The sequence below is a fragment of the Trinickia dinghuensis genome, from assembly GCF_003367175.1.
GTDB lineage: Bacteria > Pseudomonadota > Gammaproteobacteria > Burkholderiales > Burkholderiaceae > Trinickia > Trinickia dinghuensis.
Genome location: NZ_QRGA01000009.1, coordinates 258728 through 282790 on the forward strand (window position 1 = coordinate 258728; position 24063 = coordinate 282790).

At 62.4% G+C, this 24063-nt stretch carries 22 protein-coding genes and 2 pseudogenes; 10 read left to right on the plus strand and 14 right to left on the minus strand.

Annotated elements, in window-relative coordinates; genetic code table 11:
* Positions 1–53: 53 nt before the first annotated feature.
* Positions 54–1595 carry a choline-sulfatase gene (gene betC / locus DWV00_RS17565; RefSeq protein ID WP_115534871.1) on the minus strand — a complete coding sequence of 514 codons (1542 nt, stop codon included), beginning with the start codon at positions 1593–1595 and terminating at the stop codon, positions 54–56.
* A 185-nt stretch (positions 1596–1780) separates the two neighbouring features.
* Here betC and DWV00_RS17570 point away from each other — a divergent pair, with 185 nt between their 5' ends.
* Positions 1781–2707, plus strand: coding sequence for a choline sulfate utilization transcriptional regulator (locus tag DWV00_RS17570; protein WP_115534872.1), 927 nt, complete (start codon positions 1781–1783; stop codon positions 2705–2707).
* A gap of 37 nt (positions 2708–2744) precedes the next feature.
* Here DWV00_RS17570 and DWV00_RS17575 read toward each other — a convergent pair whose 3' ends face one another.
* On the minus strand, positions 2745–3176 hold the full coding sequence (locus DWV00_RS17575) for an Lrp/AsnC family transcriptional regulator (protein WP_115534873.1): 432 nt from the start codon (positions 3174–3176) through the stop codon (positions 2745–2747).
* 242 nt (positions 3177–3418) lie between these two features.
* Between DWV00_RS17575 and ctlX the strand changes: the two genes are divergently transcribed.
* Entirely contained in the window at positions 3419–4384 is a 966-nt protein-coding gene (ctlX, locus tag DWV00_RS17580; RefSeq protein ID WP_115534874.1) for a citrulline utilization hydrolase CtlX, read from the plus strand.
* Positions 4385–4396: 12 nt separating this feature from the next.
* Here the strand turns inward: ctlX and DWV00_RS17585 are convergent, their stop codons facing one another.
* Positions 4397–5329 (minus strand): LysR family transcriptional regulator, encoded by a 933-nt coding sequence (locus DWV00_RS17585; RefSeq protein WP_115534875.1) that lies wholly within the window; start codon positions 5327–5329, stop codon positions 4397–4399.
* Complete coding sequence (locus DWV00_RS17590; protein WP_115534990.1) at positions 5326–6903, minus strand: methyl-accepting chemotaxis protein; 1578 nt, start codon at positions 6901–6903, stop codon at positions 5326–5328. The genes DWV00_RS17585 and DWV00_RS17590 overlap by 4 nt, the downstream gene beginning before the upstream one ends.
* A gap of 389 nt (positions 6904–7292) precedes the next feature.
* On the opposite strand from DWV00_RS17590, the gene DWV00_RS17595 reads away from it, so the two are divergent.
* Positions 7293–8063, plus strand: coding sequence for a putative hydro-lyase (locus DWV00_RS17595; RefSeq protein WP_115534876.1), 771 nt, complete (start codon positions 7293–7295; stop codon positions 8061–8063).
* 130 nt (positions 8064–8193) lie between these two features.
* Positions 8194–9429: an MFS transporter gene (locus DWV00_RS17600; RefSeq protein WP_115534991.1), complete on the plus strand. Its 1236-nt coding sequence runs from the start codon at positions 8194–8196 to the stop codon at positions 9427–9429.
* A gap of 34 nt (positions 9430–9463) precedes the next feature.
* Here DWV00_RS17600 and DWV00_RS17605 read toward each other — a convergent pair whose 3' ends face one another.
* On the minus strand, positions 9464–10219 hold the full coding sequence (locus DWV00_RS17605) for a Fic family protein (protein WP_115534877.1): 756 nt from the start codon (positions 10217–10219) through the stop codon (positions 9464–9466).
* Positions 10220–10354: 135 nt separating this feature from the next.
* Positions 10355–11410: a saccharopine dehydrogenase family protein gene (locus DWV00_RS17610; protein ID WP_115534878.1), complete on the minus strand. Its 1056-nt coding sequence runs from the start codon at positions 11408–11410 to the stop codon at positions 10355–10357.
* Positions 11411–11600: 190 nt separating this feature from the next.
* Here DWV00_RS17610 and DWV00_RS17615 point away from each other — a divergent pair, with 190 nt between their 5' ends.
* Entirely contained in the window at positions 11601–12194 is a 594-nt protein-coding gene (locus DWV00_RS17615) for a TetR/AcrR family transcriptional regulator (RefSeq protein WP_115534879.1), read from the plus strand.
* A 13-nt stretch (positions 12195–12207) separates the two neighbouring features.
* Here DWV00_RS17615 and DWV00_RS17620 read toward each other — a convergent pair whose 3' ends face one another.
* Positions 12208–12948, minus strand: coding sequence for an SDR family oxidoreductase (locus DWV00_RS17620; protein ID WP_115534880.1), 741 nt, complete (start codon positions 12946–12948; stop codon positions 12208–12210).
* A gap of 106 nt (positions 12949–13054) precedes the next feature.
* Between DWV00_RS17620 and DWV00_RS17625 the strand changes: the two are divergent.
* Positions 13055–13930 (plus strand): annotated as a pseudogene (locus tag DWV00_RS17625) (AraC family transcriptional regulator); the annotation flags it as partial.
* Positions 13821–14225: pseudogene (locus DWV00_RS35095) on the plus strand (GNAT family N-acetyltransferase); the annotation flags it as partial. The pseudogenes DWV00_RS17625 and DWV00_RS35095, both read left to right, overlap by 110 nt.
* A gap of 33 nt (positions 14226–14258) precedes the next feature.
* Here the strand turns inward: DWV00_RS35095 and DWV00_RS17635 are convergent.
* On the minus strand, positions 14259–15164 hold the full coding sequence (locus tag DWV00_RS17635; RefSeq protein WP_115534882.1) for an NAD(P)/FAD-dependent oxidoreductase: 906 nt from the start codon (positions 15162–15164) through the stop codon (positions 14259–14261).
* Positions 15165–15293: 129 nt separating this feature from the next.
* Between DWV00_RS17635 and DWV00_RS17640 the strand changes: the two genes are divergently transcribed.
* On the plus strand, positions 15294–15746 hold the full coding sequence (locus DWV00_RS17640; protein ID WP_115534883.1) for an Rrf2 family transcriptional regulator: 453 nt from the start codon (positions 15294–15296) through the stop codon (positions 15744–15746).
* A 48-nt stretch (positions 15747–15794) separates the two neighbouring features.
* Here DWV00_RS17640 and DWV00_RS17645 read toward each other — a convergent pair whose 3' ends face one another.
* The gene (locus DWV00_RS17645) at positions 15795–16712 is read right to left on the minus strand and encodes a LysR family transcriptional regulator (protein ID WP_115534992.1); all 918 of its coding nucleotides are present in this window, start codon (positions 16710–16712) and stop codon (positions 15795–15797) included.
* A gap of 176 nt (positions 16713–16888) precedes the next feature.
* Between DWV00_RS17645 and DWV00_RS17650 the strand changes: the two genes are divergently transcribed.
* Complete coding sequence (locus tag DWV00_RS17650; protein ID WP_115534884.1) at positions 16889–17782, plus strand: NAD-dependent epimerase/dehydratase family protein; 894 nt, start codon at positions 16889–16891, stop codon at positions 17780–17782.
* A 57-nt stretch (positions 17783–17839) separates the two neighbouring features.
* On the opposite strand, the gene DWV00_RS17655 is transcribed toward DWV00_RS17650, so the two are convergent.
* The 4 genes from DWV00_RS17655 to leuC form a co-directional block, all read right to left on the minus strand.
* A complete protein-coding gene (locus DWV00_RS17655; protein ID WP_115534885.1) occupies positions 17840–18562 on the minus strand; it encodes a GNAT family N-acetyltransferase in 723 nt (240 codons plus the stop codon).
* 92 nt (positions 18563–18654) lie between these two features.
* Positions 18655–19980, minus strand: a complete 1326-nt coding sequence (locus DWV00_RS17660) for a 2-hydroxycarboxylate transporter family protein (RefSeq protein ID WP_115534886.1) — start codon at positions 19978–19980, stop codon at positions 18655–18657.
* Positions 19981–20095: 115 nt separating this feature from the next.
* Complete coding sequence (gene leuD, locus DWV00_RS17665) at positions 20096–20734, minus strand: 3-isopropylmalate dehydratase small subunit (RefSeq protein WP_115534887.1); 639 nt, start codon at positions 20732–20734, stop codon at positions 20096–20098.
* Positions 20727–22139: a 3-isopropylmalate dehydratase large subunit gene (gene leuC / locus DWV00_RS17670; RefSeq protein ID WP_115534888.1), complete on the minus strand. Its 1413-nt coding sequence runs from the start codon at positions 22137–22139 to the stop codon at positions 20727–20729. The genes leuD and leuC overlap by 8 nt, the downstream gene beginning before the upstream one ends.
* Before the next feature lie 113 nt (positions 22140–22252).
* Between leuC and DWV00_RS17675 the strand changes: the two genes are divergently transcribed.
* Entirely contained in the window at positions 22253–23164 is a 912-nt protein-coding gene (locus tag DWV00_RS17675) for a LysR family transcriptional regulator (protein WP_115534889.1), read from the plus strand.
* A 129-nt stretch (positions 23165–23293) separates the two neighbouring features.
* Here the strand turns inward: DWV00_RS17675 and DWV00_RS17680 are convergent, their stop codons facing one another.
* The gene (locus DWV00_RS17680) at positions 23294–24043 is read right to left on the minus strand and encodes an SDR family oxidoreductase (protein ID WP_115534890.1); all 750 of its coding nucleotides are present in this window, start codon (positions 24041–24043) and stop codon (positions 23294–23296) included.
* Positions 24044–24063 lie beyond the last annotated feature (20 nt).

Consider the following 24063-nt stretch of genomic DNA (forward strand, 5'->3'; position numbering starts at 1 on the left):
TCTGCTTGTAGTTGATAGTTGGATTAAGTTAGGCGACGGTCCCGGCCGCCTGCTCATTCATGCACGACACGCGGAAAGCGTGCCATCGCTTCGAGCGTGTCGAGCTCGATGTGATTGCGCATGTATCGCTGGCTCGCATCGTTGAAGGGCTGCCAGTCCCACGATTGAATGCGTCCTTGCGTCGTCGCGGCGTAGTGGAAGCGCCGGCGGCGTTGGCTCGCGACCACCTCCCGACGCAACGTGTCGAGATTCCAGCGCTGCCGGACTTCGGCGCGCAATGCCTCGACGGTCTTCGCATGCGCGGGATCGCTCGCGAGATTGATCAGCTCTTGCGGATCCGCTTCGAGATCGAATAGCTGGTCAGGGTCCGCAGGGGTGTGGATGAATTTGTACGATCCGCGGCGAATCATGACGATCGGCGCGATCGCACCTTCGGCTAGATATTCGCCGAACGTCTCGTCATGGCCGCCGTCGCCGCGCAAATGCGGCACGAGACTATGGCCGTCGATCGGATCGGGCCAAGCGCTCTCTCGGTTGCCCGTTGCAAGTTCGACCAGCGTGGGCAATAGATCGATCGTCGACACCGATGCTTTTACGCGGTGCGGTGCGAACGCTTTGGGAGCGTGCACGATCAGCGGCACCCGCGCGGCGTTCTCGAAGAACGTCATCTTGTACCAAAGCCCGCGCTCGCCGAGCATGTCTCCGTGATCGGAGGTGACGACGACGATCGTGTCGTCGGCCAATCCCGTCGCTTTCAGTGCGTCGAGGATCGCCCCGAACTGCGCGTCGACGTACGACAGCGCCCCGTAGTAGGCGTGGCGCGCATTGCGCACCTGCTGCTGCGTCGGTGGCGTGCGGTCGTTCTCGCTGACATGGCGCAAGCGCTTGGAGTGCGGATCGCTTTCGTCGTAGCTCAGGTTCGTGCGCGGCAAATCGATCTCTTCGTCGCGATAGAGATCCCAATACTCCGACGGAATCGCATACGGATCGTGAGGATGCGTCAACGACGCCACGATGCAGAAGGGCCGGGCATCGCTGCCCACCTGGCGTTCGCGCGCGATGTCGTAAAGCTTTTGCCGCACGGTGAACGTCACTTCGTCGTCGAAGTCGAGTTGATTGGTTCGCACACAGGGGCCCGCGTCGAGCACCGAGCTCATATTGTGGTACCAGCTCGGCCGCACCTCGGGTTGTTCCCAATCGGGCACCCAGCCGAAATCGGCCGGATAGATATCGGTCGTCAGGCGCTCCTCGAAACCGTGCAGTTGATCGGGGCCGCAGAAGTGCATCTTGCCCGAGAGCACGGTCCGGTAACCCGCGGCGCGCAGGTAGTGGGCAAAAGTCAGCGTTTGCGCCGGGAGTTCGGCGGCGTTATCGTAAGCTCCGATCTTCGACGGAAGTTTGCCGGCCATGAAGGCGAAGCGCGACGGCGCGCAAAGCGGGCTCGCGCAGTAAGCGGAGTCGAACACCACCCCCTCGCCGGCGAGCGCGTCGATGCGCGGCGTCTTCGACACCGTATTGCCGTACGAACGCAGCGACGAAGGCGTCATCTGATCCGCCATCAGAACGAGGATATTTTTTCCGGTATTGGGCTTCATGAAGTCGATGATTACAATGCGTTGGAGTCGTTGGTGCGGCGCCGGATGTTCCGCGGCGCATCCATGGTCCCGGCGCTCCGTCGCTGCACTGCGGGATCGCTTGCAGCCGGAGCATGACGTCAATATGTCGACCCAGAATTCGCGTGTGAAGACGCCCGCCATTTATGGCCCCATAAGGCAGCCTTATGTCTGACCAAGATCGTTTGCCGCCGCTGCAGATGCTGTCGGTGTTCGAGTCCGCGGCTCGGTTGACGAGTTTCACGGCGGCCGCGCGCGAACTCGGTTCGACACAGCCGGCCGTCAGCCAGCGGATCGTGCAGCTTGAAGCCGAACTCGGCGCGCCGCTGTTCGAGCGCGGGCACCGCGGCGTCACCCTCACGGCCGACGGCCAGCGTCTATACGAAGCGGTACGTCAAAGCATGGCGACGATACGCGACGCCGTCGCGGACATTCGCGCCGCGCGCGCCAAAGGTGCATTGACGATCGTGACCGATGCCGGCTTCGCCACCTACTGGCTGGTCCCGCGCCTCATGGACTTGAGGCGCCTGTTGCCTGATATCAATGTAAAAGTGGTCACGTCGCAGCTCGCATTCGATCCGCGCCGCGATCATGCGGACGTGGCGATCGCGTTCGGTGACGGCGATTGGTCGCCTTGCACCGCAACACGGTTGTTTCCCGAGGAAGTGATTCCGGTTTGCTCGCCCAAGTTTCGCGACACGCATCCGCGGATTGCCGCCCCATCCGATCTCTATGCCGTGCCCTTGCTGCACGTGCAGCCGGCCGAACCCGAGCGCTGGCTCGGCTGGAACGGCTGGTTCGCGGTGCACGGTCTCAGCGCGCCGCCCGATCACCACGGATCGACGTTCAACAGCTACGCGCTCGTCATGAACGCCGCGCTCACGCATCAAGGTGTCGCGCTCGGGTGGCGGCCGCTCGTCGACGAACTCATCGCGACGGGACAATTGGTGGCGCTGTTCGACGAGCCGGTGACGACCCCGCGCGGGTATTTCCTGGTCTGCCCGCCCGCGCGCCCCGAGACGCCCGCCGCGCCGGCTTTCCGGCGGTGGCTGTTCGGGGCCTGCGCGGCAAGTGTCGCGGCGACGGCGTCGTAAGGCGACGATGCCGGCGTGCCGCCCCCGACGATGGCCATCATGCCTTGTGCGTCGACAGCAAAATGCTCGTCTCTGTATTGGCGATGCCGTCGATCATGCGAACCGCCCCGAGTACCCGATCGAACTCCTCCAGCGAATCGGCCTGCAACTCGGCGATCAAATCCCAGCGCCCGTTCGTGCTGTGGATCGTCGTGACGTTGGGATGACCCCGTAGCACCTTGATGATTTCCGCCGCGCGATTGCCCTGCAGGGCGACCGACATCAACGCGCGGATCCGATGCCTTTCCGCGGCACGCTTGAGCCGCACCGTGTAACCAACGATCACGCCATCGTTTTCGAGGCGCGTCAGCCTGTTCTGCACGGTCGCCCGCGCCACCCGCAACGCCTTCGCAAGCGCCACCACCGGCATTCGCGCATCGTCGCGCAGCAACGCAATGAGCTGCCGATCGACATCGTCGAGATTCATCATTTTCAGTTGCCCCCTCCGCCCAGGGCCGCGCTCCCGTCAGCGCACCCAAGCCGCCGACTGAACAAATTTCCATCCGAATTGAGCATATTGTCAATTCTGGCTATCAATTTGTCACCTTTGCCAGCTTTTTGTTGGCTCCGCCCGCGGAAATAATGACTCCACTCTGCGGCGAACGACGCTGCGGCATTCAGGAGACGACACCCCATGACTCGCTTTCTCAACGTTCCCGTCGCCACTCCCTTATGAATACCCAATCGATTCAAGCCCCCATCGCCGTGGCGATGGTCCGTCCGCACCGTTTCATGCCGAATCCGGAAACGGCGGCGGACAACGCGTTTCAATGCAATCGCGCGACGGGCGACGCAGCAGCGATAAGATCGCTGGCCGACAAGGCTCGCGATGAAGTAACGGCGGCCGCGCATGCCCTCTCTGAGGCGGGCGTGTGCGTGCATCTGTTCGACGATCACGGCGAGCTGGAAACGCCCGACTCCGTCTTTCCGAACAACTGGTTTTCCACACATGCGGGCGGCCACGTAGCGTTGTTTCCGATGTACAGCCCCAATCGCAGACGCGAACGCCGCGCCGACATCATCGAGACGCTCAAAGCGAAGTACCGAGTTCGGGAAATCGTCGACTACTCGGGGCTCGAAAACGACGGCGTGTTTCTGGAAGGGACCGGTGCGATGGTGCTCGATCACATCGGCCGTATCGCCTTCGCCGCTCGCTCGCATCGCGCAAACCCGATCGCGCTGGAACGCTTTTGCGCTCGGTTTCACTTCGAGCCGATGTGCTTCGACACGGCCGACCCCGACGGGCACCCCATTTATCACACCAACGTGATGATGAGCGTCGCAACCGAGTTCGCACTCGTGGGGCTCGATTCGATAAGCGACGCGCGTCAGCGCGATGAAGTGCGACGGCGGCTGATGGAGACGGGCCGCACCGTCATCACGCTCGATCATCGGCAAATCGCGGGCTTTGCCGCCAATGCGCTTGAATTGAACGCCCGAGGCGGGCGCATATTGGCGCTGTCCCGGCGGGCCTTCGATAGCCTCACACTCAGCCAACGCGCGCTGATCGAGCAGTCGGCGCGGCTCGTCCCACTCGATGTGCCGACGATCGAAACCGCCGGAGGGTCAGTGCGCTGCATGCTTGCCGGGATTCATCTTTCTGCTCGCGCATTGACCGGCGTCAGCGCGCCGGCATGACCGATGCCTTCTTCAAAGCGCTTCGACCAAGTCGCGCCGCTTCGTCCGGCAATAGGCGGTGCAGGCGAGATGCGCGGCACTGGCCGCCGCATTGACCATCGCGGTCGCGTTGGTGGGCTTGCACACCGACACGACGATCGGCGGCGGCACGGGCTTGAGCGGCAACTCGACGAATTCGCCTGTCTGCAACTCGTCGGTGACGAACAGGCTCGGAATGCAGGCCACGCCGTAGCCGTCGCGCACGAGCTGCACGATCGCGGCCACCGACGGCGAGCAGGTCACGCGCGTTTGCTCTGGGCGCACGTTCTCTTGCCGGGCGAGCGTGAGCACGATGCTTTGCAACGCGACTTGCGGCGCCGTGCCGCGGCCGAACGTCAAGATGGGCCGGTGCAGCACACGCGAGGCAAGGCCCGCCGTGCGCCGCGACAGCAGGCCACGCTTCGCGATCCAGCGCACGGGATAGCTGGCTATCGCACTCGAAGCGATCTTCGTGCTGTCGATGCCCTCGACGCGAATGGCCAAATCGAGTTCGCCCGCCAGCAGCCGCTGCTGCAGCACCGCGCTCGAATCCACCGTCAAATCGACGTCGAGCTGCGGAAATTTCGCATTGAGGTGGGTGACGTAGTGCGAGAGCCACGAATGGACGACCGTCTCGATCACCCCCAAACGCAGCTTGCCGCCCACGACAACTTCCTGCCCTGCCGCCTCGCGCAGCGCACGCGCGGCGTCCACGACGTTGCGCGCCAGCCCGAGCAGGCTTTCCCCGGCGGGCGTGAGGCGAAACTGGGTCGTCGAGCGATCAATGAGCTCCGCGCGCAACTCGTCTTCGAGCGACTTGATCCGCAGCGAAATCGTCGCCGGCGTGGCGTGCAAGACGCGCGCCGTCGCACGGAAGCTCTCGAGTTCCGCCAGCGTGACGAACGTTTCGACGAATCGTGTATTCATCGCCCGGCGGAGTGAGCCGCATCCGTCGCCACGCGAAATACCTGCATGGCCTCGCCCAGTTGCTGAGCCTGCTCGTTGAGGGACACGGCCGCCGCCGCGGCCTGTTCGACGAGCGCGGCGTTCTGCTGCGTCGCGCCGTCCATCTGCGAGATCGCGCGGTTGACTTCGTCGATGCCGATGCTTTGCTGCGTCGATGCCGCCGCGATTTCCCCGACGATCGACGTGACGCGCTTGACCGCCGCGACGATGCCGCCCATCGCTTCGCCCGCGCTTTCCGCCAGAGCCGCTCCGCTCTCGACCTGCGAAAGCGAGGTGTCGACGAGCACGCGGATCTCCTTGGCCGCCGCCGCGCTGCGTTGAGCCAGGCTGCGCACCTCGCTCGCGACGACAGCGAAGCCGCGGCCGTTCTCCCCGGCGCGCGCGGCTTCGACCGCCGCGTTCAGCGCGAGGATGTTGGTTTGGAATGCGATGCTGTCGATGACCGAGGTGATGTCGGCCACCTTCTTCGAACTCTCGGCGATCGCCCTGACCTTGCTCACGACGTCGCCCACCACGCCGCCGCCGCGCTCGGCTTCGGACGATGCGCTCGCCGCCACTTGCGTGGCATGCGACGCGTTCTCGGCGTTTTGCTTGACCGTCGACGTCAACTCGTCCATCGCCGCCGCGGTTTCCTCGAGCGATGCCGCCTGCTGCTCCGTACGGCTCGACAAATCGCCGTTGCCGGTGGCGATCTCGGCGGCCGCGATGCGGATCGTCTCGGCCGCCGTCTTCACGCGTGCGACGGTGCCGGCAAGCGTATCGCGCGTATAGGCGATGGCCGACACGATACTGTCGTCGTCGCCGTCGGCAACGTCGATACGGCCGGTCAAGTCGCCCGACGCGATCTGACGCGCCAGCTCGGCGGCCTTCGCGGGCTCGCCGCCGACCGAGTGCCTCACGCTCTTGACCGCAAGCGAAGTCAGAATCGAAATCGCCGCGCCTAGCGCGATGAGCACCGCCAGCGATGTTTCGAGCGTGTGATAAAAGGCCGTTTGGATGTCGTCTTGATAGACGCCCGCGATGAAGTCCCAATTCCAAGGTTTGTAGCGCTTAACGAATCCGAGTTTCGAACTCGGGTCGGTCTCGCCGGGTTTGGGCCACCAATATTCGACATACCCCATCCCGCTCGGCGATGCACCGGCCGCCGCGATATCCCTATAGAGCAGATTGCCCTTGGCATCCTTCCATTGCGACATGTCCTTGCCGTCGAGCTTCGGCGCCATCGGGTGCATGACGACCACCGAATCGGCGCCGACGACCGTGACATAGCCGTTGCCGCTATATCGGAGGTCGGCGATACGAGCGAGCGCTTGCTGCTTCGCCGCATCCGCGCCGAGCTTGCCCGCCTGCGCGTCGCGATCCAGCCCCGCCGCGATCGAATAGGCCATCTCCGTGACGTCGGCGAGGCCGTGCTTTCGCTCCTTCAACTGCATGTCGCGCATCTGCAGTGCATGCCAGACTGTGAGCGTAAGCAGCCCGACCCAAGTCAGGAGTAGTGGAATCCAAAGCTTTTGGCGCAACGTTAAGCGGGACATGGTGTTTTCTTCCGACAAATAGGTTATTCGCTTCTTCAGGATGCCGACCGCGCCTGATGCGCGCCCCGTCTGCATATCGGCATCCATGCGCAGATGTTAAGCAATTCAAAAAGCCGGCGCCGCCCTTTTCGATGCACAAATTCGATCGTTTCGTACGGGTTAAGCCAATCCATGGCACCTCGCATCGATCGCCGCACCGATCTCTGAAATCCTTATCCAATAATCTTCTCCGCGTTCAAGCCGCCCCCGATCCACTTTTTCACGCTCGGGAAAACCCGCATGAAAGTGTTAAGCAAAACCTGACACCGGCGCGCGGAATAACTTGCTGGCGCGTCATCCGGTTCAAACCTAATCTGCTCTCCAAGCCACCTTCATCGAGGAATGCCGTCATGCCGCATCGATTTCGCCAGCTCGTACGCCGCAAGGACTTCAAAGGTCCCACCGCCGGCCAATGCGGCGAGTACGCGCAAGCCAATCTCGTCGTCATTCCGAGCGCCTACGCGGAGGATTTCCTACGGTTCTGCATCAGAAACCCGAAGGCTTGCCCGTTGCTCGGCGTCGGCGAACGCGGCCAGTGGAATGTGCCCTCGCTGGGCCACGATCTCGATCTGCGCACCGACGTTCCCGGCTACAACGTCTATCGCGACGGCGTATTGAGCGAACAGCCGGCCGACATTCTTTCGCTCTGGAACGACGATCTGGTCGCGTTCGCGATCGGCTGCTCGTTCTCGTTCGAGCAAATGCTGGCGCATGAAAAGATTCCCCTGCGGCACGTCGACGAAGGCGTCAACGTGCCGATGTTCCGCACCAATATCGCCAATGCGCCGGCCGGCCCATTCGGCGGACAGCTCGTGGTGTCGATGCGGCCGATGAGCGGCGCGCATGCGATCCGTGCCGTCCAGGTCACGAGCCGGTTCCCGTCCGTACACGGGGCGCCTGTCCATCTGGGCAGCCCGCGCGCGATCGGCATCGAAGATCTGTCGCGTCCCGACTACGGCGACGCCGTCACGATTCGCGAAGACGAAGTGCCCGTGTTCTGGGCCTGCGGCGTGACGCCGCAAAGCGCGCTCGAAGCGGCGCGCCTGCCGTTCGCCATCGCCCATCGGCCCGGGCACATGCTCGTGACCGACATCCCCAACGCATCGCTCGCCGTCCTTTGACAGGGACTTGACGGGAATTCGTATCCGAAAGCTCGAGATAGATAGTGAGGAGACCGAAGTGAATACCGAAGCAAATTATCCCGACATTGAGCGCGCCGACGAAGGCAGCGGCGCCGCCGATGCGAACGCCATGTTTGCCTGGTACGGCCACCTGCGCGCCAACGAGCGCCGGGCGTTCTGGAGCTGCAAGGCCGGCTACGCGCTCGACGCGATGGACACGCAGTTTTTGAGCTTCGTCATCCCGGCGCTGATCGCGACCTGGGGCTTGACGAAGGGCGAAGCGGGACTGATCGGCACCGTGACCTTGCTGACGTCGGCGCTGGGGGGATGGGTCGCGGGCATCTTGTCCGACCGCGTCGGCCGCGTGCGCACGCTGCAGATCACGATCGTCTGGTTCGCGGTGTTCACCCTCGCCTGCGCGTTCGCTCAGAACTTCACGCAGTTGCTCGTGGCGCGCGGCTTGATGGGGCTCGGCTTCGGTGGCGAGTGGACGGCAGGCGCCGTGTTGATGGGCGAAGTCATCCGCGCGCGCGACCGCGGCAAGGCCGTGGGCATGGTGCAAGCGGGCTGGGCGATCGGCTGGGCCGTGTCGGCCGGCCTCTACGCACTCGTGTTTTCGCTGCTGCCGACGGAGCTCGCGTGGCGCGCGCTGTTCGCGCTGGGCATCCTGCCCGCCCCGTTCGTCATCTTCATCCGCCGCCTGGTGGAAGAACCCGAGCTGCACCGTCTGGCCAAGCAGCGTGAGCGCGAGACCCATACAACGCACTCGTTCATGGAAATCTTCGGTGCCGACATGTGGCTCACCACGTTGCGCACGGCACTACTCGCAACCGGTGCCCAAGGCGGCTACTACGCCATCACGACCTGGCTGCCCACCTACCTGAAGACGCAGCAGCATCTGAGCGTCGTGGGGACGAGCGGCTACCTCGCCGTGATCATCGTGGGATCGTACGCGGGTTATCTATGCGGCGCGTGGCTGTCCGACCGCGTCGGCCGCAAGCTGGCCTTCATCACGTACGCGCTGGCATCGATGGTCATCGCCCTTGCCTATACGCACGTCACGCTCGACAACACGCTGTTGCTGATTCTCGGCTTCCCGCTCGGCTTCTTCGCATCGGGCATCTTTTCCGGCATGGGCGCCTTCATGTCCGAGCTGTTCCCCACCCGCATCCGCGGATCCGGCCAAGGCTTTTGCTATAACTTCGGCCGCGCGGTGGGCGCCGCTTTCCCGTTCCTCATCGGCTTGGTGGCACAGAAAATGGCCCTCGGCGCTGCGATCGGTGCGTTTGCCGCCTGCGCTTACGGCGTCGTAATCTTAGCGGCCCTCACGCTGCCCGAGACGCGCGGCGCGAAGCTGAAATACTGATCCATGAGTCGCCGCCATTCGCCGCCATTCGCCGCTAGTCGTGTTCCCCGAGCATGTTCAGGTACGTTCCGAGCGTACGCCGGACGGCCTCGACGACAAAACGTGTAAGAGCATCGTAATCGCCCGCCACGCACGCCTTGTCCAACGCTTCACGGTAAGCCGCGCGCTCGTCGTTGCGAATGACCGCGGGAGGATAGCCGGCTTTCATCAGCTCCAGGTTGAGGAGCAGCCGGCCGATCCTGCCGTTCCCGGCAACGAACGGGCAAATTTTCCAAAACCGGGCATGCAACTGCGCCGCGCGCACCAACGGGTGCATCGCTGCCGCATGAGCATGCCAGTCGATAAGCGCCGCCATCTCCGCCGGCAGTTGCGAGAAATCGGGAAGTGCCGCGCTCGCGCCGTCGATCTTCACGTTGACGCGGCGATACTGGCCGGCTTCGCTATCGTCGACATTCTTGAGCACGCGGGCGTGAATGTGACGAATTTGTGACTCGGAGAGCGCCTCGTTATGGCCGACGATCTCTTCGGCATAGCGAATCGCGTCGCGGTGATTCAATGCTTCGAAGTGCTCGCGAAGCGTCTTGCCGCCGACCGCCATGCCCTCGAGCGCGATCTTGGTTTCGCCCAAGGTCAGCGTGTTGCCCTCGAGCGCATTCGCGTTGTACGTCCACTCCAGCATCAGCGTGTCGCGCAGCGACTCGAGGGTATGAAGCGGCAACGGGCGGTCCGCGTCGAGTTTTGCCTTGTCGGCATCGAGGGCTTCGATCGAAGCGTCTAGGGAAGCATGCATGAAATCACCGTCGCAATCGGGAAGCCCATATTGTATATCCGCTCCTACCGCCGAATACGCCGGTAGGAGCAAGACGGACGGTGACGCGCTTGGCCGCGCCCAGATTCGATCGGAAACGATCGCCCCTCCCCTTCCTCAGCTGGCTTGAACGTCCTTGCCGCGAAGCGCCGGGCCCGATACCGTCTCATACCTGACGTCCACCGTATCGAGCGCGGCCAGGAAGTCAGCCGCATCGAAAATCTCGCCCAAGCTTGCTACGCCGCCCTTCGACGAAGTCTTGCCGCGCAGCAACCGCTCCACCGCCTCGACGATGATCGGCGCGCTGACCGCGTAGATGTCTCGTCCCGTCGCCGTCACGCGCCGTGCCGCGCCGTTCTGTGCGACGACGACGTCCATCGTGAACTGCTGGGCGGACCGCCCGAGATCATCGCTCGCCTTCGGCGGCGGCGTATTCGGATCGCGAAGTTCGCGCAGCGCAGAATTGACGAACCACGACTCGACCGTATCGACGGGAAGATGGCGCGACACCGTCAGCACTTCCGTAAACGGAAGCATCACCACTTCTTGGTCTCCGACCGGTTCGGCGAACGACCACGCGCCTTCCTGGACCGGCTGCGGCAGTGGGACGAGCTTCCCGCCCCGCTGAATCATCCTCGTCGCGCGGTTGCGTTCGCCGGTCACGCGCGTCCCTCGCGTGGGCTGCCAACTGTCGAGCGCGACGGCGATGTCGACGCGTTCGATCGGCGTACGGGCGTCTGCGCCGGCAGTGACCAGCAAATCGGCAAGGCCTCCGTAAAACGCGGCCGCCGGGATCAGCGTCACACCGGCAGCACGTGCAGCCGCATCGCGCTGATCGATGATCGCCTGCAGCGCCGGCTGTTCGGCGGTGACGTCAAGGTAAGGAATGCCTGCACGCAGCGCGGCATCGACGATCGGGAGCGCCGTGTCGAGAAACGGGCCGGCACAGTTGATCACGGCATCGGCGCCTCGGAGCGCCGCATCGAGCTGCTCGGGGTCGTCGATCGAAGCGACCCGCCACGGCGTGGCATCGTCGGAGCCGCTCTCCTGCAAGCGCGCGGCGTCCCGCCCGACGCGCACAGCGCCGATACCGCGCCGCGTCAGTTCATCCACGACAAAGCGCCCCGTGTGGCCCGCCGCTCCGTACACCGCCACCGTCATCCGTTCGTTCATTTTCGACCTCCGTGTTGGAATGACGAATTTATAGTACAGATCTGTAGCGCAGTCAATACAGATCGGTAGCGTCATGGAAACCGATCTGTAGCGAAGTAGATACAGATCGGTATTGACGCCCGTGCTCGTGCTGTCGTAGTGCTATCATCGATGCGACTGTTGTGGCACGGAAACGGACTGAGGTATAGCAATGAAGAAGGGAGAAAAGGCGCAGAGCCCGGTACTTGATACGCGCGAGCGCATCCTGCGAACGGCTAGCGAACTCTTCTATCGGGAAGGAACGCGGGCGGTCGGCGTGGACCTTATCGTGGCGCAGTCGGGCGTGGCCAAGACCAGCCTTTATCGTCACTTCGCAACGAAGGACGACCTGATCGAAGCCTTTCTCCACCGCGAAGACGAAGACTTCTGGCAACACTGGGATGACGTGGCCGCGGAGCACAAGGACGCGCCGCGCGAGGAATTGGACGCGCAGCTTCAATGGCTCGGCGAACGGATTGCCCGCCCCGGGTATCGCGGCTGCCCGCAGATCAACATCGCCGCGGAGTACTCCGACGACAAACACCCCGCGCGCAAGGTCGCCGTCGCGCATAAGCGCGAAATGCGGCGCCGGCTCGCCGAATTGGCGAGTGCCATGGAACTCGATGAGCCGGAGACGTTCGCGCTACGGCTCGGAACGATCATCGACGGTGCACTCAGCAGCGGGCGCGCGCTTCACGCGGAAGGGCCCGCGAAGTTTCTGCAGGAATTGGCGCAGATGCTGATTCCGAAGAAAGGCAGGAAGTGACGCACGCGCTTTATTAAGTGCGCAGCAACGCTACCGCATCCGCCCCCGCATGGATGCGACCAGGGGCCGACGGGTCGTTCACAGCACGCCATACAGCCTCCGCGACATCGACCGAACGCGTGATTTCGGTCGACTTCTCCCATTCGGCGAAAATACGGTGCGCCAGATCGGCGTACGGCTCAGGGAATCCGTCTTGCATCCGCGGCTGGGCGTTTTCGCCGAAGCGAGTGTCCGGTGCACGCCCTGGCAGCACAAGACTCGCACGCACGTTGAACGGCTCGAGTTCGAGCGCGAGCGACTCGGTAAATGCATTGACGGCGGCCTTGCTCGCCGTATAGACGGAGAGCAACGGGAGCGATCTCACCGTCACGGTCGATGTGACGTTGACGACGACTCCCGCCTTTCGTTGCCTGAACTGAGGCAGCACGGCCTGCGTCATCGCTATCGTTCCCAACGTATTCGTTTCGAAGACTTCGCGAGCGATATCCATTGACGTGCCTTCGAGCGCATTCAGCACGCCGATCCCCGCGTTGTTGACGAGGACATCGATCGGCCCTGCCGCTTCCACTGCCCGGCGGATGCTTTCAGGGTCCGTGACGTCGAGCGCAAGCACGCTCAGATGCTTGGACCGCGGCAGCACGTCCTCGCGCGGCGTACGCATCGTGGCAACGACTTTCCAATCGCGGTCGAGAAAGTAGCGCGCGATTTCAAGGCCGAATCCGGACGAGCAACCGGTGATCAAGATGGTTTTCATGCAGGAAGAACTCCTAGGGATCGTGTTTGCGGTGTGGGTACGATAGCCCGCGGCAACCGGATTCGCTACAATCGGGAGTCCACGTTTCATTCGCAAGAGTCCAGGCATGGTCGACCCGCTCTCCGAAGTTGTCGCACTGCTCCAGCCGAGCGCCTGCTTCACGAAGCTCGTCAACGGCGCGGGCCGTTGGCGCGTGCGCCGCTGCGAGGTCGGGGAGCCGTTCTATTGCGCGATCCTCGAAGGAACATGCCGTCTCGCGGTCGACGGTTACGCGCCGATCGTCCTGCAAGCGGGCGACTTCGTATTGATCCCTACCGTGCACACTTTCACGATGTCGAGTGTCGAGCCATCCGCATCCGGCGACACCGATGGCGCGCCGATCCGGCTGCCAAACGGTGAGTACAGGCTCGGGGCGCAAAGCGGCGCCATCGATGTCCGCTACGCCGTCGGTTATTGCATCTTCGGCTCGCCCGATGCCGCCTTGCTGGTGTCGCTGCTCCCGCAGTTCGTGCACATCCGGGGCGAACCGCGACTCGCTACGCTCGTCCAGCTCGTAGCGGAGGAATCGCGTGCGGCTCGCCCGGCACGCGATGTCGTGCTCGCGCGGCTCTTGGAGGTGCTTCTCATAGAAGCCCTGCGCTCGACGAAGGGGACGACAGCCTCGCCGGGACTCTTGCAGGGGCTCGGCGACGAGCGGCTCGCAGCCGCCATACGATGCATGCACGAGAACCCGTCACAAACGTGGACCGTTGCGCAACTCGCCAAGGAAGCCGCGCTTTCGCGGTCGGCGTTCTTCGAGCGGTTCAGCCGTGCGTTGGGCATTGCGCCCATGGAGTACCTGCTTGCATGGCGCATGGCACTGGCCAAGAACATGTTGCTGCGCAAAGAAGGCAGCGTTGCGGAAGTGGCAGAGCGCGTCGGCTATAGTTCCGCGAGTGCGTTCAGCGTGGCATTCACACGGTTTGTCGGATCGCCGCCGTCGCGCTACGCCCAGGAACAGATGGAGGTCGAGATTTGATCGCTCAATTCTGGCCGAGCCGGCATGGGGCGACGGCTTTGCCACCGAAGCCGCACGCGCGGTATTGCAGTGGGCCTTCGACACACTCGACCTGAATCGGGTCCAGGCTGAGGCCGACACGCGCAATACGGCATCGAGCCGCGTTCTGGAAAAGCTTGGGTTCGTCCACGAAGGCACGCTGCGGGAAGATTGCGTCGTGAACGGTGAAGTATCGGATACCCACGTTTACGGCCTTCTCAGGCGGGAATGGGCGCAGTGATACTCGCTGGCGCATCGCCGCCTTTCGTGACCTCTACGCCGGGAAAATAAGCGATCGATGCGCGGCGACACCCGCCGCCACACCTGCGGCCGACGCAAAAGTCGCGTTCGTCATCGCGGACGAAGCATCGCCTGCAGCGAAGACACCTGCCACGCTCGTCTCTTTCCAATCGCCCACCCGAATCACCGGACCGAGCGGGCCTTCATCGATGGCACAACCGAGTTGGACCGCAAGATCGCTGGTCAACGCCGTACGCGCGCCTACGAATAGTGCATCGATCGAAATTTCTCTCCCATCGATCAGACGAAGTGCGTCGATGCCTGGCGCCGCTCCCACTATCTCCGCCACAGGCGTGCGCTCGACGATCACCCCGCGCGCGTGCAAGTGAGCGGCCTCCTCCGCGGTCGGCTCGACGATTCCCTGTGTGAACCACGTTGTCGGGCCCCAATCGGGAATCAACAAGGCCTGGTGAATCGAAAGCGGATGCGTGGCAAGCACGCCAAGCTGCCTATCCCCCACCTCATAGCCGTGACAGTAGGGACAATGCAGCACGCTGACGCCCCATCGTGCCTCGATCCCGGGCACGGCCGGCAACACGTCCCGGACGCCCGTGGCAAGAATCAGCCGGCTGGCGTGGACACTGAAACCATCCGCGAGATCGACATCAAAACCGCCCGCCTCGCCATAGGCTTTTCGCGCCTCGCCTTTGATCAGCGACACCGTGGGGTATTGGAGCAGTTGCGCCGTGGCATGGGCGACAACTTCGGACGGCGGCACGCCATCCTGACCGAAAAAGCCATGCGCATGCGACGCAAAGCGGTTGCGGGGCCTGCCTGCGTCGATCAAACAAACGCGGCGCCGGGCCCGCGCAAGTTGCATGGCGGCCGAAAGACCGGCGAAGCTGCCGCCGACGACGATGACATCGTAGTGCTCTTGCATGTGGGCTTTTTCCGATTGAGCGAGCGGCACACGTCGAGCGACCTGGCACACTCATGAAACATCACGAGTTACATGATAGGCCGATGTTATCATTCATGCAACTTCAGGTGTTTCGAGAGATTGGTCTAGATGAGAACGGACAGCCGTTTGTCGCGCTTGCTGCACGCGCTGCTGCATATGGAACATGCCGAGAGGCCGTTGACGTCCGACGCGATGGCCGAGATGCTGCGCACGAACCCCGTTGTCGTGCGCCGATTGCTGTCCGGCTTGCGCGAGAGCGGATATGTCCAGTCGGAGAAAGGCCATGGCGGCGGCTGGGTGCTCAGCGCCGCACTCGACGACATTACGTTGCTCGATGTCTATCGCAGCGCGGGGGAGCCCGCGTTATTTTCCGACCTCGTCACCGAAGACGACCCGCAGTGTCTCGTCGAGCAGGCGGTGAACGCGCATCTTTCGGCGACGGTGCGGGAAGCCGAGCAGGCATTGCTCGAGAAGTTCGGCAAGGTCACATTGGGGGATCTGTCGCGCGAGATCAAGAAGAAGGGCAAGAGAATGAGTCCGCCACGACAAGAAGCCACATGACGAGAACCTCATGGTTCCCGGTTTAAACTCAGGCCAACGCTAAGCAATTCACAACTCGATGCGCGGCCCGATAAAGTCGAGGAAGCAGCGCACTCTGCTTGCGAGCGCAGCGCTGCTGTAATAAACGGCGTTGACCGGCTGCCGCTCGTCGAGCAGCAAATCGTCGAGGATCGTTATCAACCGCCCTTCGCGCACGTCCCTGGCCGTCATGAAATCGGCAAGACACGCGATGCCAGAGTGAGCTAGTGCTAGCTGGCGAATCGTCTCGCCGCTCGATGCAGCAACCGACGGCTTGATCTTCAGTCCCCCGTCGTCGGTACTGCCCGATCCAGCTGCGCCGGTACTCGATATCCGCACGGGCCAGCGGTTCAACAGATCAGGTGCCGTAAATCCAATCAGCCTGTGATCGCGCAACTCATCGACTCCGCGCGGCACGCCCTTCTCCTTCAAATAAGCAGGACTCGCAACGATCCTTAGCTTGCTGCGGCCGAGCGTGCGCGCATGCAGCGACGAATCCTGCAACACACCAATCCTGATCGCAATGTCGACCTTCTGTTCGAGCAAATCGATCACGCGTTCATTGCTCGTCAACTCGAGACGAATCTCCGGATAGCGGGTGTTGAATGCCTTCATCAGCGGCACGATGCAGTGAAGCATGAACGGCGAAGCAGCATCGACCCTCAACCGTCCCGATAGCCGCTTGCGACGCCGTGCGACGGACTCCTCCGCATCCTCCATCGCGGCGAGGATCGCGCGAGCACGGACGAGAAACAATTCGCCCTCTTCCGTCAGTTGCAGACGGCGGGTCGTCCGCTGTACCAGCGCGACGTCGAGTTTGGTTTCGAGCCGTGTGAGCGCGCGGCTCACGCCGGAAACCGTCTGCTCCAGCTTTTCCGCGGCGGCGGTGATCGAACCGCTGTCGATCACGGTCACGAATGCGAGCAGTTCTTCAGTGGAGGTTTTCATGATGACGTAAGCGGCGGAAACGCTGCGCGGGTCGAGCAAATCGGCGCATGGGGCAGGCATACGGTGAGGTTCTTTCTTGACTTCAAATCAAGAATGATTTGAGCCTAACACGGTTTTTGCGGACTGCGCGCACACCGATACTGTGAGCCAACCCAGCATTCGAAGGAGCAACTCACATGAACGTCTTCATCACCGGCGCCGGCGGTTTCATCGGCGGCTCGCTCGCCGCAGGTTTCGTCAAGGCAGGCCACCGCGTGCGCGGCTTGGTGCGCCGCGCCGAGCAATGCGCAGCACTACGAGCCCTTGGTGTCGAACCGGTAGTCGGCTCGCTCGACGACGCTGAACTCTTGATCGCCGAAGCACACGCCGCGGATGCCGTCGTCAATGCGGCGAGCAGTGACCATCGCCGGGCGGTGGAAGCGCTGATCGACGGACTCGCGGGGTCCGGCAAGGCGCTGCTTCATACAAGCGGGTCGAGCATCGTGGGCGACGCATCGGGCGGCCAGGCAGGCAACACGATCTACACGGAAGACACGCTACCCGAACCGACCGCCGACAAGGCTGCGCGCGTCGCCATCGACCGGCTCGTTCAGGCGGCGGCCAACCGCGGCGTACGCTCGATCGTGCTCTGCAACACGCTGATCTATGGACACGGCGCTGTGCCCGGCAGCGCTAGCGTACAGTTGCCGCGGCTCGTCTCGCAAGCCCGAGATAGCGGAGTCGTGCGGCACGTCGGTACCGGCGGCAACATCTGGTCCAACGTTCACATCGACGATGTGGTCACGCTCTACCTGCTCGCGCTCGACAAGGCGCCCGCGGGCAGCTTCTATTTCGTTGCGAGCGGCGAAGCGGCGTTTCACCAGATATCGGCAGCTATCGGCGAAGCGTTGGGGCTCGGCTTACCGCAAGATTGGCCCCTCGAGGATGCGATCGGACGATGGGGCTACGAGATGGCATCGTACGGACTCGGTTCGAACAGCCGCGTCCGTGCGGAAAAGGCGCGGCAAGAACTTGGCTGGCAGCCGAAGCGCACGTCGGTAACCGATTGGATCCGCAACGAAATGCTTTGAAGCCGGCACTGCGGAGAGCGATCGCGCGCTCAACTTGAAACGGCAGTGATCAGCACATCAAGAATGCAGGGACTCGGGTTGAGCGTCGGCGTCGTCGCGCATGATTCTAAACAGCCGAAACGATTGCCGATCTTCAAATCCAAGCCGCCGATAAAGCCCGATGGCCGGCATATTGTCGCCTAGGACATGAAGAATCGGCATATCGCCGCGGCTTTGGATTTCCTTTCGAAGAACGTTCATCAGGCGAGCGGCAATACCTCGGCCGCGATAGTTGTCGTCGACGCACACCGCGCTGATTTCAACATGCCCGGCCAGGCTCATCCGTTCGCCCGCCATGGCGATAAGCGATCCGCCGTCCCGGATGCCAATGTAATTTCCCGTTTCGACGGTACGGATGGAAAAAGGTCCCGGCTTCGCTCTCTGGGCGAGGTCCAGCATTTCGCTTGCGTTGTCGCTGCTCAGTCGGACCACGTCGCGATCGTCGATCGCGCCCCCGGGCTCCGGGCAAACCATCTGCAATAGCGTAAATATCTGCTCCGCGCGAATACCTTCGACCGAAGGGATATCCGCCAACGCCAAAACCGCGACGGATTCATTGGGACCGATGAGTTGTCCAAGCGCTTGAAACGCCTCTCGCACAGGGCTTTCCACGCCCGCGAACGGTGCCACGGCGGGGTCGTAGCGACGAGCCAAACCGGCTCCCTGGGCTAAATGGGCGTGCCTCGTGGTCAAGGAAAACCACGCCGGGTTGTCCAGCAAGCTTCGATCTTGATGCGCCATCCCGCCCCTCTCTCACGTAGAATCGACCGATTATTCGGCAATTCTACGTGACCTCGCTCTTGCGAGGATGCGGCAGCCCAACGGCCTACGGCCTACCCATGCAGCCACTTCATCGCGATCGTGGCGAACACGACCATCGCCGCGCCGCCGATACGTGTCGAAATCTGCGCGAACGGCATCAAACCCATCCTGTTCGACGACGAGAGGATCGCGACATCGCCCGTGCCGCCTAAACCGCTATGGCACGCCGTGATGATGGCGGATTCGACCGGGTACATCTTCAGCCAGGCCCCAACGAAGAAACCCGAGGCCACCATCGAAAGCACGATTGACGCACAGATCACGAAATACCCCGGCGAAAACGCGTTGACGAGCTTGTCCCACGATACGAACAACGTTCCCAGTCCTACGAGGATGCCGAACGTCAGGTTCGTCGACATGAATTTGTACATCTGATAGGCACCGACCTCCATCGATTCGGGAATGGCACGGCAAACCTTCAAGACTGCCGCGGCAAGAATCATCAACACGGGGCCGGGGATGCCCGTCAGCGGCGCCAGCAACCCGCCCAAGATGAACAGCGTGCAAGCCAGCAGCAAACCGAATCCCATCAGTTGCAGATCCAGCGCGTCCTCCGCCTTTTGCGCCTTGAGCAGTTCGAGATCCTCACCGGTTTTCACGAGCAGGCCGTCGCCGCTGTAGCGGCGATGCTTCTCGCCGAAGCGCTTCAACATGCCGCTCGCGAGAATGGCGACGACATTGCCGATTAGCGCCGCCGGCACCATCATGGCGATCAGATGGCCCTGCGTCGTGCCGAGGATGTCGGAATAGCCGATCGACAGCGGCAGAATGCCTTCGCCGATGCCGCCGCCCAGGATCGGCATGACGATATAGAAGAACGTGTGCTTTGGGTCATACCCGAACAGCAAGCCGACGGCCACACCGGCCGCAATCGCGGTAATCGTGCCGACGAAGAGCGGAATGAACATCTTGAGGAAGCCTTGGATCAGGATCTTCCGGTTCATGCCGAGAATGCTTCCCGCGACGAGGCAAGCGATATAGAGGTACTGAAGATTCGCCGTCTTCATCGTGGTCGTAATCGCTTTGAGCGTCGCGTCGTCCATCAGTTTGTAGCCGAGCAAAGCCGACGGTACGAACAGACACAGAATGGCCGGGCCGCCGATGTGCTTGAACACGGGAACTCGCCGGCCGATCTCGCCTAGCAGAAGGCCCGACAGCATCAAGACAGCGAAGCCGCCGATCATGTCGTTGGGCAGCTTCTTTGCCATGGCGGCCGCGATCGTGATGACCGCGATCGCCAGAAACATCGGAAGCGGCATTCCGCCGATCTTGAGATTCGTTAGCGAGAATAGGCGCGTCAGCGGGCTGATGCTCGTCTGCAATGGGGAAGTCTCCACTTCATGTCTCCGTGTTTTGATGTTTTGCGTCGCGTTGTGCGTTGCGGCCGGACCAAACGGATTCCGATTGCTTTCGTTTGGCCTCGAGGCTAAGGGCGAACTCTTGACGCCCCCATCAGCCTGCCTTTTGCTGCTCAGGAAGATCGATCTTCATCCAGGGATGATCGGCGTAATGACGGCCTTCGAACGCACCGATCGCGTCAGCATCGGCGAGCGTCATCCCGATCATGTCGAGTCCCTCGACGAACATGCGCTTCTGCCGCGCGGGCAGATCGAATGGGAACTCACTGCCGTCCGCGGTCTTGACGACCTGGCGCCGCACGTCGATCGTCAGGCTGCTCTGCTCCGGATCGCCGATCCGTTCGCTCAGTTGCGCGATGACGTCGCGATCGAGCATCACGAGCAGCAGCCGGTTGTTGAGCGCATTGAAATAAAAGATCTCGCCGAAGCTCGGTGCGATCACGGCTTCGAAGCCCGCTTGCTGCAAGCCCCACACCGCATGTTCCCGGCTGGAGCCGCAGCCGAAATTGGCTCCGGCGACAAGGATGCGCGCCCCTCGATATTCAGGGCGGTTCAATACGAAATCCCGCCGCGGGGTACCGGACGCGTCGTAACGGAGGTCGTACAGAACGCCGCGCGCAAGGCCTGACTTGTCGATACCGAACAGGAACTGCTTCGGCATGATTTGATCGGTATCGAGATTTTCCAGCGGTAGCGGCGCGGCGATACCCGAAACGAACGCGTGCTCAGACATGGTCGAACTCCTTGCGTACATCGACGATTCGTCCTGCCAGCGCGGCGGCTGCGGCCATGGCCGGACTCATTAGATGGGTGCGAGCCCCGCGGCCCTGCCGGCCCTCGAAGTTGCGGTTGGTCGTCGAAGCGCAGCGTTGGCCCGGCTGAAGCATGTCGTCGTTCATCGCCAGACACATCGAGCAACCGGGTTGGCGCCACTCGAAGCCGGCGTCGATCAAGATCTGGGCGATGCCTTCGCGGTCCGCCTGTTCGCGAACCATGCCCGACCCCGGTACCACCATCGCGCGAACCGACGGCGCCACGCTTCGCCCGCGCACGATGTCCGCAACCGCGCGCAGATCTTCGATTCGAGCGTTCGTACATGAGCCGATAAAGACGTGATCGACAACAAGACCGTCGAGCGCTTGCCCGGCATCGAGGCCCATATAGTCGAGCGCCTTCAGTTCATTGCGGCGTTCCAGCGGTTCGCTGGAAAGCGCCGGGATACGATCGGTAATCGCGATTGCCTGGTCGGGGCTCGTGCCCCACGTCACGAACGGCGCGACCTCGTTTGCGTCGAAGCGATGCGTCACGTCGAACACGGCGTCCGCGTCGGATTTCATCCGCTTCCACTGTTCGACGGCATCGGCGATCCGATCGTCGGGCAGATCCCTGATCCGCTCGGATATGTAGTCGATCGTCGTATCGTCGGGCGCGATGAGCGCGCCGCGAGCACCGGCTTCCACCGTCATGTTGCACAGGGTCATGCGCGCTTCGGCACTCAGCGCGCCGATTGCGGACCCACGGTACTCGACGACGAAGCCCCGCGCGCCCTGAGCACCGATCTTAGAGATGATGTAAAGGACGAGATCCTTCGACGTCGTGCCGATCTGAAGCGCGCCCTCGACCTGGATACACATATCGCGAGCGACGCGATAGATCAGCGTTTGCGTTGCGAGCACGTGCTCGACTTCCGACGTGCCGATCCCGAAGCCCAACGCGCCCAGCGCACCGTAAGTCGTCGTGTGGCTGTCGCCGCACAGGACGACCATGCCCGGTCGAATCAGGCCGATCTCCGGGGCGACCACGTGCTCGATGCCCTGCTCGCGGTCCTTCACGTCGAACAGGTGGATGCCGTGCTTGCGGCAGTTGCGCGTGAAGTTCGCGGCCTGATTGGCGGCCGCATCGATGACGATCGTGCGCTGATCGATCGAGACGGGATGCGTCGGAATCACGTGATCGACGATGCCCATCTGTTTTTCCGGGCAGCGGACCGGCAGATTCTTTTCGGCAAGCCCGGCGAACGCCTGGGGGCTCGTGTACTCGTTCATGATGTGCAGGTCGGCATAGAGCGCGACATGCTGCTCGTCGACCCGGAAAACCGTGTGGCTCTCCACGATCTTCCGGTAAAGCGTCTGTCCCATCGTTCCTCCAATCTTCCAAAACGCCCTCTTCCAGAGGTTTTAGCAAGTGTAATTTGGAGGGTTACAGCTTAAAATAGGCATTGGCTTAACCCATTGTTAAATTAAACTTTAAGATGGACCCGATCGCAGACCTGGAGTTTTTCGCGCGGCTCGTCACGCACGGCAGCCTGTCGGCATTGGCGCGCGATCTTGGAGTCACGCCGCCCGCCGTTAGCGCGCGGCTCAATCAGATCGAGCGGCGCCTCGGCGTGAAGCTGCTGAACCGGACCACGCGGCGATTGGCGATGACGAACGAAGGCGAGGTGTATCTCGCGACGGGATCGAAGCTGCTGGAGCAGGTGCTGGAACTCGAGCGGACAGTTTCGAGCAGTCGCGACCGGCCCCGCGGGCTATTGAAGGTCAACGCGACGTTCGGCTTCGGGCGGCGCCATATCGTTCCCGCGCTGTCCGAGTTTCGAACGCGCTATCCAGACGTGGAAATTCAGCTGGAACTCACCGACCGCCCCATGAATCTTGCCGAATTCGCGTACGACGTCGGGATCCGGTTCGGGGAGCTGCCGGATCAACGCGTGGTGGGGAGAAAACTCGCGTCGAACCGGCGCCTCGTGTGCGCGTCGCCGAATTACTTGAAGAATCATGCGGCGCCGAAATCACCCGGAGACCTGCGTGAACACGATTGCATCGTTCTGCGCGAGAACGATACAGCGTACGGGACGTGGCACTTCACGAAAGGAAAACGCCACGAACTGGTCAAGGTGCATGGCGTCATGAGCAGCAACGACGGTGAAGCTACGTTGCGTTGGGCAATCGATGGACACGGCGTTCTTGTCCGGTCCGAATGGGACGTCCAGGCCTATATCGATTCGGGAGCACTGGCTAGATTGCTTCCGGATTGGTCGCTGCCGCCCGCCGATATTTATGCGATCTACCCTGAGCGGCTCAATCTGTCGGCCAAGGTGCGGGCGTTTATCGATTTCCTCGGTGAATACCTCCACCGTCCATACGAGGCCCCGACGTCTCACTAGCGCACCGATGGTGCTTCACCCGCTGCGTTGAATCGGAGAGTCAAGTTCTCTTCGAAGATAGGACACGGCCCGGTAGCCCAATCGCGCCATAGGGCCTTCGTGCTTCCACGGAGCGATCACGCCGACGGCTCAACCGCCGTTGAACATGTCATTGAACTGGTTGACCCATGCGTGTTCGTTGGGGCCCGGGTTCGCACGCATGTTCACAGCCTGACCGCCAACCAGAATCTCCTTAGCGCCAGTGCCAAGCTGTTCGACGGCACCGGCAATGAACTCGTCGAGCGGCATCGCCCTTTCCTCTTCGCTGCTGTTCATCAACTCGGTGCGCACCCACGGCGGCGCGATTTCAATGAACGAGACTTTGCTGTCGCGAAGCAGATAGCGCTGCGAAAGCGTATATGAATGCAATGCGGCCTTCGTGGCGCTGTACACCGCGGTAATCGCCAGCGGCACAAAGGCGAGCACGGACGTCACATTCGCCACGACTGCACTGTCTTGCTTCTTCAGATGCTCGATCAGCGCCGACGTCATACGGATCGGCCCAAGCAGATTCGTATCGACGGTCGAACGAGCCAACTCGTCGTCGACCTGGCCTTGTGCACCGTCGGGCAGCATGATGCCGGCGTTGTTGATCAAGACATTCAGATTCGGATACTCGGCAATCAGTTTGGCCGCGACAGCCTGAATATCGGCAGGATTGGTGATGTCGAGCGAAACCGCGCGCATGCCCGGATTCGCATCGATCGTTGCTTGCAGGCGCTCGACGCGGCGCCCCGAGATGATCACCTGATTGCCGCGCTTATGAAGCGCTTCCGCAAGCGCGCGTCCAATACCCGAACCGCCGCCCGTGATGAAGATCGTGTTGCCGGTGAGTTTCATGATTAGCTCCGTTGGAAATG

Bases quoted from the DNA above. Each gene is read 5' to 3' on its own strand.
- DWV00_RS17605 (WP_115534877.1), bottom strand. From the start codon at position 10,219: ATGCATGCTTCCCTAGACGCTTCGATCGAAGCCCTCGATGCCGACAAG.
- DWV00_RS17570 (WP_115534872.1), top strand. From the start codon at position 1,781: ATGTCTGACCAAGATCGTTTGCCGCCGCTGCAGATGCTGTCGGTGTTC.
- betC (WP_115534871.1), bottom strand. From the start codon at position 1,595: ATGAAGCCCAATACCGGAAAAAATATCCTCGTTCTGATGGCGGATCAG.
- leuC (WP_115534888.1), bottom strand. From the start codon at position 22,139: ATGGGACAGACGCTTTACCGGAAGATCGTGGAGAGCCACACGGTTTTC.
- DWV00_RS17590 (WP_115534990.1), bottom strand. From the start codon at position 6,903: ATGTCCCGCTTAACGTTGCGCCAAAAGCTTTGGATTCCACTACTCCTG.
- DWV00_RS17575 (WP_115534873.1), bottom strand. From the start codon at position 3,176: ATGATGAATCTCGACGATGTCGATCGGCAGCTCATTGCGTTGCTGCGC.
- DWV00_RS17595 (WP_115534876.1), top strand. From the start codon at position 7,293: ATGCCGCATCGATTTCGCCAGCTCGTACGCCGCAAGGACTTCAAAGGT.
- DWV00_RS17620 (WP_115534880.1), bottom strand. From the start codon at position 12,948: ATGAAAACCATCTTGATCACCGGTTGCTCGTCCGGATTCGGCCTTGAA.
- DWV00_RS17645 (WP_115534992.1), bottom strand. From the start codon at position 16,712: ATGAAAACCTCCACTGAAGAACTGCTCGCATTCGTGACCGTGATCGAC.
- DWV00_RS17610 (WP_115534878.1), bottom strand. From the start codon at position 11,410: ATGAACGAACGGATGACGGTGGCGGTGTACGGAGCGGCGGGCCACACG.
- DWV00_RS17680 (WP_115534890.1), bottom strand. From the start codon at position 24,043: ATGAAACTCACCGGCAACACGATCTTCATCACGGGCGGCGGTTCGGGT.
- DWV00_RS17650 (WP_115534884.1), top strand. From the start codon at position 16,889: ATGAACGTCTTCATCACCGGCGCCGGCGGTTTCATCGGCGGCTCGCTC.
- DWV00_RS17600 (WP_115534991.1), top strand. From the start codon at position 8,194: ATGTTTGCCTGGTACGGCCACCTGCGCGCCAACGAGCGCCGGGCGTTC.
- ctlX (WP_115534874.1), top strand. From the start codon at position 3,419: ATGAATACCCAATCGATTCAAGCCCCCATCGCCGTGGCGATGGTCCGT.
- DWV00_RS17655 (WP_115534885.1), bottom strand. From the start codon at position 18,562: ATGGCGCATCAAGATCGAAGCTTGCTGGACAACCCGGCGTGGTTTTCC.
- DWV00_RS17675 (WP_115534889.1), top strand. From the start codon at position 22,253: ATGGACCCGATCGCAGACCTGGAGTTTTTCGCGCGGCTCGTCACGCAC.
- DWV00_RS17585 (WP_115534875.1), bottom strand. From the start codon at position 5,329: ATGAATACACGATTCGTCGAAACGTTCGTCACGCTGGCGGAACTCGAG.
- DWV00_RS17635 (WP_115534882.1), bottom strand. From the start codon at position 15,164: ATGCAAGAGCACTACGATGTCATCGTCGTCGGCGGCAGCTTCGCCGGT.
- DWV00_RS17640 (WP_115534883.1), top strand. From the start codon at position 15,294: ATGAGAACGGACAGCCGTTTGTCGCGCTTGCTGCACGCGCTGCTGCAT.
- leuD (WP_115534887.1), bottom strand. From the start codon at position 20,734: ATGTCTGAGCACGCGTTCGTTTCGGGTATCGCCGCGCCGCTACCGCTG.
- DWV00_RS17615 (WP_115534879.1), top strand. From the start codon at position 11,601: ATGAAGAAGGGAGAAAAGGCGCAGAGCCCGGTACTTGATACGCGCGAG.